Origin of the sequence: Eubacterium sp. CAG:156 (assembly GCF_000434315.1) — a bacterium.
In the GTDB taxonomy this organism is placed as follows: Bacteria; Bacillota; Clostridia; order Lachnospirales; family Lachnospiraceae; genus Eubacterium_U; species Eubacterium_U album.
This window is the reverse complement of record NZ_FR878186.1, coordinates 1-17,395: the sequence shown is the minus strand read 5'-3', so window position 1 is coordinate 17,395 and position 17,395 is coordinate 1. Positions and strand designations below refer to the sequence as shown.

The 17,395-nt window shown below is 33.9% G+C and carries 13 protein-coding genes, 2 tRNA genes and 1 riboswitch; all 15 genes read left to right on the top strand.

Features of this window, described 5'->3' with window-relative positions; all coding sequences use genetic code 11:
• Positions 1-231 precede the first annotated feature (231 nt).
• The 15 genes from ABMA45_RS09490 (at position 232) to ABMA45_RS09420 (ending at position 17,286) form a co-directional block, all read left to right on the top strand.
• On the top strand, positions 232-4,143 hold the full coding sequence (locus ABMA45_RS09490) for a glycosyl hydrolase family 18 protein (RefSeq protein ID WP_022089649.1): 3,912 nt from the start codon (positions 232-234) through the stop codon (positions 4,141-4,143).
• A 144-nt stretch (positions 4,144-4,287) separates the two neighbouring features.
• Positions 4,288-6,858: a preprotein translocase subunit SecA gene (secA, locus tag ABMA45_RS09485; protein ID WP_022089648.1), complete on the top strand. Its 2,571-nt coding sequence runs from the start codon at positions 4,288-4,290 to the stop codon at positions 6,856-6,858.
• Positions 6,859-7,051: 193 nt separating this feature from the next.
• Positions 7,052-8,164, top strand: coding sequence for a peptide chain release factor 2 (prfB, locus tag ABMA45_RS09480; protein WP_022089647.1), 1,113 nt, complete (start codon positions 7,052-7,054; stop codon positions 8,162-8,164).
• Between the two features lie 125 nt (positions 8,165-8,289).
• The gene (locus tag ABMA45_RS09475; RefSeq protein ID WP_022089646.1) at positions 8,290-9,495 is read left to right on the top strand and encodes a homoserine dehydrogenase; all 1,206 of its coding nucleotides are present in this window, start codon (positions 8,290-8,292) and stop codon (positions 9,493-9,495) included.
• A 136-nt stretch (positions 9,496-9,631) separates the two neighbouring features.
• A complete protein-coding gene (locus ABMA45_RS09470) occupies positions 9,632-10,960 on the top strand; it encodes an aspartate kinase (RefSeq protein ID WP_022089645.1) in 1,329 nt (442 codons plus the stop codon).
• Positions 10,961-11,019: 59 nt separating this feature from the next.
• Positions 11,020-11,150, top strand: a riboswitch (FMN riboswitch).
• A 110-nt stretch (positions 11,151-11,260) separates the two neighbouring features.
• Entirely contained in the window at positions 11,261-11,857 is a 597-nt protein-coding gene (locus ABMA45_RS09465) for an ECF transporter S component (RefSeq protein ID WP_022089644.1), read from the top strand.
• Positions 11,858-12,055: 198 nt separating this feature from the next.
• Positions 12,056-12,475, top strand: a complete 420-nt coding sequence (gene tsaE, locus ABMA45_RS09460; RefSeq protein ID WP_022089643.1) for a tRNA (adenosine(37)-N6)-threonylcarbamoyltransferase complex ATPase subunit type 1 TsaE — start codon at positions 12,056-12,058, stop codon at positions 12,473-12,475.
• 2 nt (positions 12,476-12,477) lie between these two features.
• On the top strand, positions 12,478-13,191 hold the full coding sequence (gene tsaB / locus ABMA45_RS09455) for a tRNA (adenosine(37)-N6)-threonylcarbamoyltransferase complex dimerization subunit type 1 TsaB (RefSeq protein ID WP_022089642.1): 714 nt from the start codon (positions 12,478-12,480) through the stop codon (positions 13,189-13,191).
• Between the two features lie 47 nt (positions 13,192-13,238).
• A complete protein-coding gene (rimI, locus tag ABMA45_RS09450) occupies positions 13,239-13,676 on the top strand; it encodes a ribosomal protein S18-alanine N-acetyltransferase (protein ID WP_022089641.1) in 438 nt (145 codons plus the stop codon).
• 94 nt (positions 13,677-13,770) lie between these two features.
• Positions 13,771-14,037, top strand: coding sequence for a hypothetical protein (locus tag ABMA45_RS09445; RefSeq protein WP_022089640.1), 267 nt, complete (start codon positions 13,771-13,773; stop codon positions 14,035-14,037).
• Positions 14,038-14,149: 112 nt separating this feature from the next.
• The gene (locus tag ABMA45_RS09440; protein WP_022089639.1) at positions 14,150-15,061 is read left to right on the top strand and encodes a ribonuclease Z; all 912 of its coding nucleotides are present in this window, start codon (positions 14,150-14,152) and stop codon (positions 15,059-15,061) included.
• A 12-nt stretch (positions 15,062-15,073) separates the two neighbouring features.
• The gene (gene tsaD, locus ABMA45_RS09435) at positions 15,074-16,093 is read left to right on the top strand and encodes a tRNA (adenosine(37)-N6)-threonylcarbamoyltransferase complex transferase subunit TsaD (protein ID WP_022089638.1); all 1,020 of its coding nucleotides are present in this window, start codon (positions 15,074-15,076) and stop codon (positions 16,091-16,093) included.
• A gap of 134 nt (positions 16,094-16,227) precedes the next feature.
• Entirely contained in the window at positions 16,228-16,914 is a 687-nt protein-coding gene (gene ispD, locus ABMA45_RS09430; protein WP_022089637.1) for a 2-C-methyl-D-erythritol 4-phosphate cytidylyltransferase, read from the top strand.
• 162 nt (positions 16,915-17,076) lie between these two features.
• Positions 17,077-17,162 (top strand) — tRNA-Ser (locus tag ABMA45_RS09425).
• A gap of 35 nt (positions 17,163-17,197) precedes the next feature.
• Positions 17,198-17,286: transfer RNA gene (locus ABMA45_RS09420), tRNA-Ser, on the top strand.
• Positions 17,287-17,395 lie beyond the last annotated feature (109 nt).

Genomic DNA, 17,395 nt, shown 5'->3' with positions numbered 1-17,395 from the left:
CAAAACTGACTAGACAATTTGCATAAAAAATATGGCTGCCAAATATCGAAATATACAAAAATTACGTTTACGAATAAAAGCAGTTTTATTTTATAGAAAAAAAGTGGGGTAAATTTTATAATATAAACAGTGCAGTAAAACGTAAAACGTTAGGGGTTTTGCTATATGAGGTTTAGATTGCACGCTACGATTGGGCGCACATATGTGCAATATATTGAGGAGGTTTTGATTATGCGAAATGCAAAAAGAATTGGCAAGAAATTGCTTGCTTCTTTTTTGTGTGTAACAATGACAGCAGGATTACTTACGGGTCTATATACATACAAGAACAATAAAGAAGTAAAAGCAGCAACAACAGGTTTTACCAGCAATGATTTCTTAAAATGTGATGGTACATCAATTAAGAATAATTATGGTAAAGGAAACATGGTGTACTTAAGAGGTACAAATACGGGAGGATGGCTTGTACAGGAAAGTTGGATGTGTTCTACAAATGTACGAGACCAGAAAACACTTATGTCAAATCTTGAAAACAGATTTGGAAAAAATACTATGTATGAATTACTTGATTTGTATGAAAACAACTATTGGTCAGAATCAGATTTTGACAATTGTAAGGAAATGGGAATGAGTGCAATAAGGGTTCCGTTTACTTACATGAATCTATACAAATATGACAATTCTAAGTCAGATTGGGTTCTTAGGGATGATGCTTTTAAAAAACTTGATTGGTTTGTTGAAGAATGTAGTAAGAGAGGAATTTATGTAATTTTAGACTTACACGGAGCATTTGGTTCACAAAACGGACAGGATCATTCAGGGGAAGTAATTGACAACGTATCTGACGTAACGTTTTTCTCGAATAACTATTATAAAAATAAAACATTAGAATTATGGAAGACAGTAGCGGCTCATTATGCAGGAAATCCGGCAGTGGCAGCTTATGATACCTTAAACGAACCGGGAGAAAAAGCCGGAACTACATCTTCTAAGCATTGGGCATTTTATGATCAGATGTATAAAACAATAAGATCAGTTGACCCTGACCATATTATCATTATGGAATCATGTTGGGGAACTGCAAATCTTCCAAAACCATCAGATTATGGATGGAGCAATGTAATGTATGAATATCATCACTATACATGGAATTATATTAGTGATTTACAGGGACAGAAAGATTCATGTAAAAATCTTATTAACAGCATAAATAATGCTAATTATGGAGTTCCTACATATATAGGTGAATATACATGTTTTGGATTGGAAGATGCATGGACATATGTTATGGATGAATTTAACAAGGCAGGATGGAATTACACATCATGGGCATATAAAACAAATAATTCGGGTTCATGGGGAATTTATCAGGAAAAGACAACGCAGAAGGTAAATCCTACATCGGATTCTTTAGCAGATATTAAGGCTAAATGGAGCAAGGATTCAATTGGCACAGGTTCAAAGAGTAGTAATGGAATTGTGTATAATACAATGAAAAAAGCTATGCCGGGAACAATTGTTTTTGCTGATAAGGCATTAACAGATGCGGATTATTTCTCAATTAAGGCAACTATAAATAACAAATATGTTTGTGCGGATAATTATGGACAGTCTAATTTAGTAGCTAACAGAGATTCTGCCGGTGCATGGGAACAATTTAGAGTTATTTATAATTCAGATGGAACAGTATCTTTCCAGTCTAGAGCAAATAATAAATATTTATGTGCTGTTTTTGATGATACAGATAAAGAAAACCCGGTAATTCCAAGAAGTAATGCAATTGGAACATGGGAAAAATTTTATGTTGAAAAACAGAGTGATGGAACATATGCTATTAAAACATATTTAAATAATTATTATGTTCAGGCAGATATAAATGATACAACATCAGGAATATTACATGCCTGTGGAACTTCAGTTGGAACATGGGAAAAGTTTGCACTGGAAGCATCTAATACATCTGCAATTCCTGGAAATAGCCAACCTGAAGAAACAACTACACAGCCAACAGTTGAAACAACAACTACACAGCCTGTAACAGAAACAACAACTGAAGCTGTGAAAAAACCACAGACTGAAGGAAAATTAATTTCAAAGAACAAAGCAGTAACAGTTTCAGGAAACGAAAATGATACATTTACAGGAAAAAATATAGTTGATGGTGATGATGGAACAAGATGGTCATCAGACTTTGCAGATAATGCGTGGGCATGTATTGATTTGGGTAAGACATATGAAATTAATAATGTGGTGCTTAAATGGGAAGCAGCTTATGCAACAGAATACAGAATAGAAATTTCAAATGATGGCATGTCCTGGACAACTGCAAAGACATTAAATAATCAGACAGGAGGAAATAAAACAGTATCTCTTAATGGAGTAAAGGCCAGATATGTAAAAATGCAAGGTGTTAAGAGAGCGCTTCCTTATGGATATTCTATATGGGAAATTGAAGTTTATGGAAATGAAACCCAGGATGATTCAGAGCCTGAAGTTAATATAGATGTACCTGACACACAGGGCAAATATGGAAACAATTTTAAAGCAGTAGCGTACTATCCAAACTGGTATGGAGATATTGCATCAAGCATTCAGTGGGATAAATTAACTACAGTAATATATTCATTTGCGTTGCCAAATGCATCAGGTGTACTTGATTCTGTAGACGGTTCTGCAAATGTAATTAACAGTTTGATTAAGGCAGCTCATAATAGTGGAACAAAAGTAGAAATGGCAGTTGGAGGCTGGTCATATTCAGATGGAAGTTTGTGCCAGTATGCATTTGAAAAAGCAACAAATACTGATGCAAAATGCAGAAGTCTTGCAAATAGTATTTTATCAGTAGTTGATAAGTATGGATTCGATGGTGTTGATATTGACTGGGAATATCCAACAGCAAGTTCAGCAAATCAATTTACGTCATTCATGAGATATTTGAGAGAAGGATTAACACAGAGAGGATTGACATTATCGTCAGCAGTTGCTGCTACTAGTGGAACATATCAGACTGATGAAGTCCTTAACATGGTTGACTGGATTAATGTTATGGCATATGACGGAGATGGTGGAGCAGGACATTCACCATATAGCTTACTTACAAATTCATTTAACTATTGGAACTCAACAAGAAAAGTAGACGCGTCTAAAATTGTACTAGGTGTACCTTTCTATGAAAGACCTAACTGGGCGTCATATGCAGATGTAGTTGCTAATAATTCAGCAAATGCATATAAAGACTCAGCAGTTATTAACGGAACAACAGTTTATTATAACGGTTTAGATACAATGGCTAAGAAAGCTACATTTGCAGCACAGAATGCTGGTGGTATCATGATTTGGGAAATTAGCCAGGATAGTAAAAATGCTACATATAGTTTGTTGAACCAAATTTACAAATCAGCTACGGCTATTGTTGGTACAGGTGGAAAAGCTACAGTAACGCAGGTTCCGGGAACTGTAAAAGTAGATTCATTTGGTGCAAAGACAAGTTCAATTACAATGAATACATCTGATAATACAACATATGCAGGAAATTTAACAAATGAATCATATTTAGACTATTATATTAAAGTCCCTTCAAAGGGTAATTATACAGTTGATTTGAAATTAGCTGCCGGAGATAGCAAATATAATGCAGATAACATAATTGTGAAGTTAAATGATAATAATGCGGCAACAATGGCAATTACAGCAAGCAATTCATGGACAAACTTTATTAGTCATAAAGTTACAATTAATTTTGCAGCAAAAGGAACATATAAATTAACTTTAGTTGTAAATGGAGGAGCATGTAACATAGCTGATTTTACAGTTGAAAAAGAAACACAGACTATTCCGGAAGAAACAACAACTACAACAAAGGAACAGGAAACAACTACAAAAGCACCTGAAACAACAAAGGCACCTGAAACAACTACAACAAAGGCATCAGAGACAACAACTACAACAAAAGCGCCTGAGGTTACAACAAAGACACCTGAAACAACAGAAAATGTAAGCCAGTATCCAACATGGGATAGTAATACTGTATATACAAATGGAAACAGAGTTTACTATAACGGCAAAGTATATCAGGCTAAATGGTGGACAGTTGGTGAGAATCCTGAAACTTGTGGACAGTGGGGAGTATGGAAACAAGTGTGATGTTAACAAATATTTTACAAAATAGTAACAGTATGCAGGGGATAATATGTTGAATAAAAAACTCTTAAGTGATACAATATGCTAGTGTGATTATAAGGTTATTGAAACGTTATTATCATAGAAATACATAATTGGGAGTATATAATGAGCGCATTTAGTAAAGTATTTGGCACTTATAGTGACAGAGAGATTAAAAGAAATCAGCATACGCTAGATAAGATTGAAAGCTACAGACCGGCTATGATGGAATTGTCGGATGAACAGCTTAAAGATAAAACGACAGAATTCAAGGATAGATTATCAAAAGGAGAGACTTTGGATGATTTACTTCCGGAAGCATTTGCGGTAGTAAGAGAAGCTGCGAGAAGAGTTCTTAATACAGAACACTATAGAGTTCAGCTTTTAGGTGGTATTATTCTTCATCAGGGTAGAATTGCAGAAATGAAAACAGGTGAAGGTAAGACACAGACATGTTTACTTCCGGCATATTTGAATGCTTTGGAAGGAAAAGGAGTTCATATTGTTACAGTAAATGAATATCTTGCAAACCGTGATGCTGAATGGATGGGACAGGTTCACAGATTCTTAGGTTTAACTGTTGCATGTGTTACTGCTGATATGGATCATGATGCTAAGAAGGCAGCATATGATTGTGATATTACATATATAACAAATAATGAATTAGGATTTGATTACTTAAGAGATAACATGGTCGTTTACAAGGAACAGCTTGTACAGAGAGGATTACATTATTGTATCATCGATGAAGTTGACTCTGTTTTAATTGATGAAGCAAGAACACCTTTGATTATTTCAGGTCAGAGCGGTAAGTCTACTAAGTTGTACGAAGCTTGTGATATTCTTGCCAGACAGATGGAAAGAGGTACAGCAAGCCCTGAATTAAGTAAGATGGACGCTATTATGGGTGTTGACATTGAAGAAGATGGCGACTTCCTTGTAAACGAAAAGGACAAGATTGTAACATTAACTGCTCAGGGTATTGACAAGGTTGAAAAATTCTTCCATATTGACAATTATGCTGATGCAGAGAATCTTGAATTGCAGCACAATATGATTTTAGCATTAAGAGCGCATAATCTTATGTTTAAAGATCAGGATTATGTTGTAAAAGATGATGAAATTCTCATTGTAGATGAATTTACAGGACGTATTATGCCGGGCCGTCGTTATTCAGACGGATTGCATCAGGCGATTGAGGCTAAGGAGCATGTAAAAGTTAAGAGAGAAAGTAAGACACTTGCAACTATTACATTCCAGAATTTCTTCAACAAATATGATAAGAAAGCCGGTATGACAGGTACAGCCCTTACAGAAGAAAAAGAATTTAGAGATATTTACAGCATGGATGTTGTAGCAATACCTACAAACAGACCTGTAGCAAGAATTGATCATGATGATGCTGTATTTAAAACAAAGAAAGAAAAATTACATGCAGTTATAGAAGAAATAAAGAAATCCTATGCTAAGGGACAGCCTGTATTGGTTGGTACAATTAACATAGATGCATCTGAAGAAATAAGTGCATTATTAAAGAAGGAGGGAATTCCTCATAAAGTTTTAAATGCAAAGTATCATGAATTAGAAGCTGAAATCGTAGCAGAAGCAGGACGTCACGGTGCGGTTACCATTGCTACAAATATGGCAGGTAGAGGTACAGATATTAAACTTGATGATGAAGCAAGAGCAGCAGGTGGATTAAAGGTACTTGGAACAGAAAGACATGAATCAAGACGTATTGATAACCAGTTAAGAGGTCGTTCAGGACGTCAGGGAGATCCGGGTGAATCTAAATTCTACATCTCATTGGAAGATGATATAATGAGATTGTTCGGTTCAGAAAGACTTATGTCTGTGTTTAATGCATTAGGAGTTCCTGAGAATGAAGAAATTCAGCATAAGTCATTAAGCAAAACAATCGAAAGAGCTCAGAAGAAGATTGAAGGAAATAACTTTGGTATTAGAAAGAACTTATTAGAATTTGATAAAGTAAATAATGAACAGCGAGAAATTATTTACTCAGAAAGAGAAAAAGTTCTTAACGGCGATAATATGAGAGATGCCATTGTTAAGATGATTACAGATGTAGTTGAAAATGAAGTTGATACTTACATTGGAGATAATCAGCCATCATCTGAATGGGATCTTGCTGGATTGAATCAGAGTATTCTTGAAATTATGCCAATAAAGCTTTCATTGACAAAGGATGAAATCCTTAATTTATCAAAGGCTGAATTTAAGCAGACACTTAAGGCGGCAGCAGTTAAATTATATGAAGATAAAGAAGCAGAATTCCCTGAACCCGAACAGATAAGAGAAATTGAAAGAATTGTTCTTCTAAAGGTTATTGATAGAAAATGGATGGATCATATCGATGATATGGATCAGTTAAAACAGGGAATAGGCCTTATGGCTTATGGACAGAAAGATCCTGTTGTAGAATATAAGATGCAGGGTTACGAAATGTTTGAAAATATGATTCTTAATATCAGATTTGAAACAATAAAAATGTTAATGCATCTTCAGGTAGAACAAAAAGTTGAGCGAGAAGAAGTTGCTCAGGTTACCGGAACAAATAAGGATGATGAAGGAGTTAAAAAGCCAAAGCACAGAGATGTTGCTAAGGTATATCCAAATGATCCTTGTCCATGTGGATCTGGTAAGAAATATAAACATTGCTGTGGAAGAACACATTAAGAGGAAGAGGACAGGACAACACCTGTCCTTTCCTAGTGTTAACAGAAAGTAAAGCAATAAATTGAAACAGTAAATTATATCTGTTAAAAATATAGGAGAAAAAAATGAACGAAGTTCATTTTTTCCTATAAATGTTTCCGACGAATAGCCACTGACCGAAGGGAGGGGGCAATACATATTATAGGAGAGAGTGATGATAGAATTAGATGAAATAAAATATCGATTGACTCCATATGAAAAAGAATTAGACGAAATAAAAGATGCTTTGGATTTGCAAAATAAAGAAGAAAGAATCATTGAGCTAGAAAGAACAATGGAAGCTCCGGGCTTTTGGGATGATATGGACAAAGCACAAAAATATATGAAAGAGCTCAAAAATTTAAAGGATTCAATAGAAACATATAATAATTTAAAGAGTTTGTATGATGACATTTTAGTCTTAATAGAAATGGGAGAAGAGAGTGAAGATGCAGAAATTGCTGAAGAGGCGAAAAGTTCAATGGATGAATTTGCTTCTAAAGTGGATGAAGTAAAGATAAAAACTCTTTTGTCAGGTGAATATGATAAATATAATGCAATATTAAAGTTAAATGCAGGGGCAGGTGGAACAGAATCCTGTGATTGGACAAGTATGTTGTATAGAATGTATACGCGTTGGGCTGAAAGTAAAGGATTTACAACTCAGGTTTTAGATTTTCTAGAGGGTGAAGAAGCGGGAATAAAATCCATAACTGTGCAGATTAATGGAGAAAATGCATATGGGTATTTAAAATCAGAGAGAGGTGTTCATAGACTTGTAAGAATATCTCCTTTTAATGCAGCAGGAAAAAGACAGACTTCATTTGCTTCATGTGATGTAATGCCTGATATAGAAGAAGACTTAGATGTTGAAATTAATGATGATGATATCAGAATAGATACATATCGTTCAAGTGGAGCAGGTGGACAGCACATTAACAAAACCTCATCGGCAATAAGAATTACTCATTTACCAACAGGCATAGTAGTTCAATGTCAGAATGAACGTTCACAGTTGCAAAATAAAGATAAAGCAATGAAAATGCTCAAAGCTAAATTGTATCTTTTAAAACAGCAGGAAGAACAGGAAAAGAAATCAGGAATCAGAGGAGAAATAAAAGAAATAGGCTGGGGAAGTCAAATAAGATCATATGTAATGCAACCGTATACTATGGTAAAAGACCATAGGACAAATGAAGAAACAGGGAATGTAAGTAGTGTTTTAGATGGCAATATAGACCAGTTTATAAATGCATATTTAAAGCAAAATAGTATACAGGGAAAATAAATTAGTATGCAAAGTAACGAAAAATAAGTTGCAGTATAAAATTAACTATGTTAAAATTTTGAAAGTGTATACATAAATTTGTTATGCAAATAAGCAATGATAATGAAACAAGCGAGGAAGAGATAATGATTAATGTAGCAATTTTAGGATACGGAACAGTAGGCTCCGGAGTGTTTGAAATTTTAGATACAAACAAAAAATTGATTGGGGAAAAAGCAGGACAGGAGATAAACGTAAAATATGTTTTAGACCTTAGAGATTTTCCTGGTGACCCATGTGAATCAGTATTGGTTCATGATTTTAATACTATTTTGGAAGATGATGAAGTTGAAATTGTTATTGAAGTTATGGGCGGATTAAAACCAGCTTACGATTTTGTGAAAAAATCACTTTTAGCAGGCAAGAGTGTTTGTACATCAAATAAAGAATTAGTAGCTAAATATGGCGCAGAGTTAATTCAGATTGCAAAAGACCACAACAGAAACTTCTTGTTTGAAGCAAGTGTTGGAGGTGGAATACCGATTATAAGACCGTTAAATCAGCATATTACAGCAGATGAAATTTGTGAGATTGCAGGTATCTTAAATGGAACTACAAATTATATCCTTACAAAAATGGATAAAGAAGGTGCAGATTTCCAGACAGTATTAGCACAGGCACAGGAATTAGGATATGCAGAACGTAATCCGTCAGCAGATATAGAAGGATTTGACGCAGTTAGAAAGATAGCAATATTAGCATCACTTGCTTATGGCAAATCAGTTGATTTTGAAGATGTATATACAGAAGGAATAACAAATATTACAGATATAGATTTTAAATATGCGGCAGCTATGGGAAAATCTATAAAGTTATTAGGAAAATGTAAAAAAGAGGCAAACGGAATAGTTGCATCTGTAACACCAAGATTATTATCACCAAGTCATCCATTGTTTAACGTTGAAGGCGTTGTAAATGGAATCTTAGTAAGAGGAAACATGGTTGGTGATTTAGTATTTATCGGTAGTGGCGCAGGAAAACTTCCAACAGCAAGTGCAGTTGTATCAGACGTTGTAGATGCTGTAAGACATTTGAATATTCCTGTGACAGTTATATGGGATAAAGAAAAGTTAGAATTATTAGAATTTGGCAAATCAAGAAAGTCTTTCTTTGTTCGTGTTGAAGGTGATGAAAAAGATAAGATTGAAGAAGCGTTTGAAAATGTAACATACATAGATGCAGGAATTGAAAATGAAATTGGTTTTGTTACAAGACCGATGTCAGAAGATGAATTTAAGGCTGCATCAGAAAAATTAGAGAATATTATTACAAGAATAAGAATTGAAGAATAATGTTAAGGGATATTAAATTAAGTTAAATTTGCATTAACAGATTAATGTTTATGTAAATAATAATTGATAGCAATTTATAATAAAAAAACATATATAATATAAAGGCCGTAATTCGGTGTGAGAGGATTGAAAGAAAATGGAAGAAACAAAGGTTGTTAAATTTGGTGGAAGTTCACTTGCTGATGCAAAACAGTTTAAAAAGGTTGCAGACATAATATTGTCTGATCCGGAAAGAAGATTTGTAGTTGCATCTGCACCTGGAAAAAGATTTATTGAAGATGTTAAAGTTACAGATATGTTATATAAGTGCTATGAATTAGCATCTGAAAGCGAAAATTTTGACGAATATTTTCAGATGATTAAAGACAGATATAACAATATTATTGCAGACTTAGGATTAAAAGATTTTAGCCTTGATGAAGATTTTGAGATAATTAAAGGCGCATTTGCTCATATGGCAGGCCGTGATTACGCTGCAAGCCGTGGAGAATATCTCAACAGTAAAGTATTAGCAAAATATTTAGGATTTGATTTTATCGATGCAGGAAAATATATCTTCTTTGATGATCAGGGTAATTTTGACTGGACTAAGACAGAAGCAAAATTGGCACCAAAGCTTGCTAAGACAAACAAGGCAGTAATACCTGGATTTTATGGATCTATGCCAAATGGAACAATAAAGACATTTTCAAGAGGTGGTTCTGATGTAACAGGATCAATAGTTGCTAGAGCAACTAAAGCTAAATTATACGAAAACTGGACAGATGTTAGCGGATGTCTTATTTGTGACCCTAGAATAGTTAACAATCCGGAACCTATCAAGACTATCACATATAGAGAATTACGTGAATTAGCATATATGGGAGCAACAGTATTGCATGAAGATGCTATATTCCCTGTTAGAGCAGCAGGTATTCCTGTAAACATCAAAAATACAAATCAGCCGGAAGATAGAGGAACAATGATTGTTTCTGAGTCAGCTGAACATTGCGATCATATTATTACGGGTATTGCAGGTAAGAAAGGCATGTCTGTAATTAATATAGAAAAAGATAAGATGAATAGCGAAATCGGATTTGGTAAAAACGTATTACGTGCATTAGAAAAGAGTAATGTAAGTTTTGAACATATGCCATCAGGTGTAGATACAATGAGCGTTGTAATTGCAACTGAAGCATTAGCAGGCAAGGAAACAGCTATTATTGACGAGATTAAGAGCAGAGTACATCCTGATCAGATTTATATCGAAAGCAATCTTGCACTTATAGCAGTAGTTGGTAGAGGAATGAAGAGTGCAAGAGGAACTGCAGCAATTTTATTCTCAGCATTAGCTGATGCAAGAGTAAATATTAAGATGATTGACCAGGGTTCTTCAGAACTTAACATTATCGTTGGTGTTGAAGAAGAAGATTTTGAAGTAGCAATAAAGGCAATCTACAAGAGATTCATTGGCATTAACCAGTAAATAGAGTATATGATGCGGAATAAAACCGTGTTAATAATATTTTTAACCGTATATTAAATATAATTCTTCAGGGCAGGGTGAAATTCCCTACCGGCTGTATTTATGCAATGCATATAAGCCAGCGAGCCGAAAGGCATGATATGGTGTGATTCCATAGCCGACAGTAAAGTCTGGATGAGAGAAGTAATAAGATTAATAATTATGATATTAATAATCTCATGAAAAGCACCTGAACCAGGTGCTTTTTTTCTTTGCTCTGTATAAATAATATATTAATTTTCAGAAAGGAAGTAAAATTAAATGAAAAAATTATTTACAACAAAAAACTTAGCGTTGATGGCTATTTTCGCAGCTATTGCTGCAATACTCATGGTCCTTATAGAAATTCCGGTAGTGTTTATAGCGCCGTCTTTTTATAAGCTTGATTTTAGTGAGATACCTATTTTGATAGGAACATTTATTATGGGACCTGTATCAGGAATAATTATGGAAGCTATAAAGATTGTGCTTAAAATATTACTTAAAGGGACAACAACAGGTTATGTTGGAGAATTGGCAAATTTTTGCATAGGATGTTGCCTTGTTGTTCCGGCGGGAATAATATATAAATTTAAGAAATCTAAAAAGGGAGCATTCATAGGGATAGTAGTTGGTATTGTGTTAATGGCAGTTGCAGGCGCAATTCTTAATTATTATGTAATGCTACCGTTTTATGAAAAGTTTATGCCGTTAGAAGCAATTATAGAAGAAGGAGCAAAAGTAAATCCGATAATTAAAGATAAATGGAGCTTTGTTTGGGTTGCAGTAGCACCATTTAATGTATTTAAAGGAATAATAGTTGGAATTGTAACAGGAATATTATATAAGAGAATAAGCACATTTATAAAAAAACTCTAGAAATAAATAAATTGAAATGTAAAAAGATATTGTTTATAATTATGTGGTGATTATAAACAATATCTTTTTGTTTTGACAAATATTTGCTGTTTGTTATGCAAATGTTTTTGTTGTGTAGGAAAAGCTCATATGGGCTTAGACCTTTTGACTCTGGCATTACAATATGTTTTGCCATAAAAGAAAAGAGGAATAAAATTTATGATATATGAAACAAATTCGCCTGATGAAACTTTTGAGATTGGGAGAAAGTTAGGACAATCTGCGAAAGTAGGACAAATAATTTGCCTAAATGGTGATTTAGGTGTTGGAAAGACTGTTTTTACACAGGGATTTGCAAGCGGACTTGGCATAAAAGAATGCGTAAATAGTCCAACTTTTACAATTGTACAAATATATGAAGAAGGCAGGATTCCGTTGTATCATTTTGATGTATATAGAATTGGTGACCCTGAGGAAATGTATGAATTGGGATATGAGGATTATTTCTTTGGAGAAGGAGTATGTCTGATAGAATGGTCGAAACTCATAAGTGAACTGATTCCTGACAATGCATCAACAGTTTTGATAGAAAAGAATTTAGAAAAAGGATTAGATTATAGAAAGATAACGGTGGAATAAAGATGAGAATATTAGCAATAGACAGTTCTTCCTTAGTGGCATCAGTTGCAGTAGTAACAGATGATATATTAACGGCAGAATATACAATAAATTTTAAAAAGACACATTCACAGACATTGTTGCCAATGATAGATGAAATTAGCAAAATGATAGAATTGGACATGGAAACTATAGACGCTATAGCAATAACAGGAGGACCGGGTTCGTTTACCGGACTACGTATAGGAAGCGCTACAGCAAAAGGATTTGGATTAGCACTTAATAAGCCGATAATAAATGTACCGACAATTGATGCTATGGCATATAATTTTTATTCCAGCAATTATATTATTTGTCCGATTATGGATGCAAGACGTCAACAGGTATACACTGGAATATATTACTTTGAACAGACACATATGAAAATATTAAAAGAACAGTGCGCAATTTCTGTAGAGGATTTGATTGATGAGCTAGATAAGATAGGAAAAACAGTAATGTTCTTGGGAGATGGAGTGCCTGCATATAGAGAAATTATAGATGAAAAAATGAAAACTGAGCATTTATATGCCCCATGCCATATGAACAGACAAAGAGCATCGTCACTTGCAGCTTTGGCACAAATATATTATAAAAATGGAAAAATAGAGGAGGCTAGTGAACATAGACCTGATTATTTGAGACTTTCACAGGCTGAAAGGGAAATGCTTGAAAAGCAAAAGAAGGAAGAAAAATAAAACAGTTTTCATAATTTGGTTTTATACAGATAAAGGATAAGGGTAATATGGTAAAAATAGAAAAGATGAGCGAAAAGCATATAGCCCAGGTAGCGGAGATTGAAGAGAGCATATTTTCTGTTCCGTGGTCACAAAAAGCATTTAAAGATTCGCTAGAATTAGATAATACTGCATTTTATGTCGCTATAGAGGAAGAAGGGGTTATAGGATATTGTGGCGTTTATAAGGTTATGAATTCCGCTGATATTACGAATGTAGCTGTAAAAAAAGATAAGAGAAAAAAAGGTGTGGCTAAGCAGTTGCTAAAAGAGGCTATTAAAGATGCTAAAAGTGAACAAATTAAGGAAATAATGCTTGAAGTTAGAGAAAGTAATGAAGCCGCAATATTTTTATATGAAAAAATTGGATTTCAAAGTATTACAAAACGAAAAAAATACTATAAACATCCGGTAGAAGATGCAATTATAATGCTATTAAAAATATAAATATACTTCTAGATAGTGGAATGCCAAAGGTTTCCACTATTTTTTTGTCGAAAAAAATAATATGATGATTGCATCAAAAGAAAGGATTAAAAATATGAAAAAGATGAATAGCAAAGGTAAATATGAAATTTTTTGTCATAAATGTGGAAAGAAAATGCAGATGACAAATGGAATAGTTACGGAAGGAATAATTAGATTACAGGGAAAATGGGGTTATTTTTCTAATAAGGATTTACAGATGCATACAATGGATTTATGTGAAGAATGTTATGATTCGATAGCTACGTTATTTAAATATCCGGTTGACGTTACAGAATATATTTCAGTAGAGGATGATTACTATATGTTAGAACAGGTATAAAAAATTACATCCTTTTCATAAAAAAGTCTTTGTGCTATTATACAACATAGAGTTAACAAGAGCATTAAAAGAATTATTAATAAAAATTTTTTTATAGAAAGTGGAGAAATTTATGCTGGATGTATGTTTGTTAGGCACAGGAGGAATGATGCCGCTTCCAAGAAGATGGCTTACAGCTTTAATGTGCAGATATAATGGAAGTAATATATTGATAGACTGTGGAGAAGGCACACAGGTAGCTATTAAGCAAAAAGGCTGGTCGTTTAAACCTATAGATGTTATTTGCATAACACATTTTCACGCAGATCATATAAGTGGATTGCCGGGATTGTTGCTGACTATGGGAAATGCAGAAAGAACAGAACCGTTAACTATGATAGGACCAAGAGGTCTTGAAAAAGTTGTTAAGGCTTTGAGAATGATAGCTCAAGAATTGCCATTTGAAATTAATTTTATTGAATTAAGCGGCGACAGACAAATAATTGATATTGGAGAATACAAAATCAACGCGTTTAAGGTAAAGCATAATGTAACATGTTTTGGATATTCAATTGAAATAGACAGAAAAGGAAGATTTAATCCAGAAAAAGCAAAAGAACTTAATTTACCCGTTAAATGTTGGGGATTGCTCCAAAAAGGAAAAACAATAATTTATGAAGATAAAAAATATACTCCGGATATGGTTATGGGTGAAAGAAGAAAGGGTCTTAAGGTTACTTATACAACTGATACAAGACCTGTTCAAGCGATTGTTGAAGCAGCAACAGGAGCCGATTTGTTTATTTGCGAAGGCATGTATGGAGAACCTGATAAAGAAGCAAAAGCTAGAGAATATAAGCATATGACTTTTAAGGAAGCAGCTACTATTGCAAAAGAAGCAAATCCGAATGAAATGTGGCTTACTCACTATAGTCCGTCACTTGTAAAACCACAGCTTTACATGGATACAGTCACAAAAATATTCCCGAATGCTAAAGCAGGCAAGGATGGAATGTCAGTCGATTTGAAATTTGAAGAAGAATAACGAGGTATAAAAGTGAAAGAAGTAAAGATATTAGCTATAGAAAGTTCTTGTGATGAAACAGCGGCAGCAGTTGTTGTGAATGGAAGAGAAGCATTGTCAAATGTAATTTCATCTCAAATAGATCTTCATACACTATATGGTGGAGTTGTGCCTGAAATTGCCTCCAGAAAACATATTGAGAATATTAATTATGTTATTGAGGAGGCCTTAGAAAAGGCAGGAAGCACATTAGATGATATTGATGCTATAGGTGTAACATATGGCCCCGGATTAGTTGGAGCACTGTTAGTTGGAGTGGCTGAAGCAAAAGCTATTAGTTTTGCAAAAAATATCCCTCTTGTTGGAGTACATCATATAGAAGGACATATTTGTGCAAATTACGTAGAAAATAAAGAGTTAGAACCACCATTTATTTGTCTGGTTGTTTCAGGAGGACATACACACCTTGTAAAAGTAGAAGATTATGGTAAATATACAATTTTAGGGAAAACCAGAGACGATGCAGCAGGAGAAGCTTTTGATAAAGTGGCAAGAGCAATCGGTTTAGGATATCCGGGTGGACCTAAAATTGATAAAATATCAAAAGAGGGAAATCCTCATGCCTATGAGTTCCCTAGGGCAAAAATAACAGATAACGCCTATGATTTTAGCTTTAGTGGATTAAAATCATCAGTATTAAATCAGATTAATATGGCGGAAATGAAGAAAGAGAAAATAGTACCGGCAGACATAGCAGCATCGTTTCAAAATGCAGTAGTAGATACATTGTTGACACATGCAATGATGGCTGTTAAAGAAAGTGGCATGAATAAATTGGCTATCGCAGGTGGAGTGGCATCAAATACAGCTATTAGAGCAGCTTTTGAGCAAAAATGTAAAGAAGAAAATATAGAATTTTATCATCCGTCACCAATTTTGTGCACTGATAATGCGGTTATGATTGGATCAGCTGCATACTACGAATACATAAATGGAAAAAGAGATGGATGGGATTTAAATGCAATACCTAACTTGAAATTAGGTGAAAGATAGTTTGATTTTAAAAAAATAAAATTAATTGTGTAACAAGACTATATATAACAGTAATAGTTATAATCATATTTGTATTTAGTGTGCACAGTTAATTATAGTAGAAAAATTAAAACCATTGATATTAGGAGAAAAATATGAAAGTAAACGCTATTGTTCTTGCTGCAGGTAGTGGAAGTAGAATGAAAAGCAAAACAAAAAAACAGTTTATGACAATAAAAGGCAAACCAGTGATATGGTTTGCTTTAAATGCTTTTCAGAAGAGCATGGTAGATGAAATAATATTGGTAACATCTAAAGAGGATGTAGATTATTGCAAAAATATAATAAAAAAATACAATTTAACAAAAGTATCAAGTATAATTGAAGGGGGAAAAGAAAGGTACAATTCTGTATATAATGGATTAAAAGAAACAAAATGCGATTATGTTCTGATTCATGATGGCGCAAGACCTTTAATAAATCAGCAAATAATTGATAATTGTATTAATGGAGCGATAAAATACAAAGCATGCGTAGCGGGAGTACCGGTAAAAGATACTATCAAAATAGTTGATGAAAAAGGAATTGTAATAGATACTCCACCTAGGAATCAAATTTGGATAACACAAACACCACAGGCGTTCGAAGATAAATTAATAAGAGAGGCTTATGAGAATATAGAAAGAAGTGACAATGCATTAATTACAGACGATGCAATGGTAGTAGAAAAATATGGGAATGCTAAAGTTCATTTTGTAGAAGGTGCATATGATAATATAAAAATAACAACACCAGAAGATATAATACTATGCGAGTGCCTAATGCAAAATAAGCATGTCTAAATGATTAGAAATTGTTAAAAATAAATAAGATGAAGTGGAAATAAATTTTTCACTTCACGAAAAATAAAAAAATAAAAAAAGTTGAAAAATATTGTTGACATATGTAAACAACAATGATATTATAATTGAGCGCGTTACGGAAACGGAACGAAGCAAACAACTGGAGAGGTGTCCGAGTGGTTTAAGGAGCCGGTCTTGAAAACCGGTGATTCCGAAAGGGACCGTGGGTTCGAATCCCACCTTCTCCGTTTTTAAATAATGAATCACCTGTAAGCTGTTGCTTGGAGAAGTACCCAAGTGGCTGAAGGGGCTCCCCTGGAAAGGGAGTAGGTCGTTAATAGCGGCGCGAGGGTTCAAATCCCTCCTTCTCCGTTTGAAACTTCTCAGATAAAAAAAGACATTGACAAACAAAAGAAAGTGTGATTGATTATTTAAGTCGACAAAACAAGTTGACAACAAGCAAAACAAGAACATTGATAAT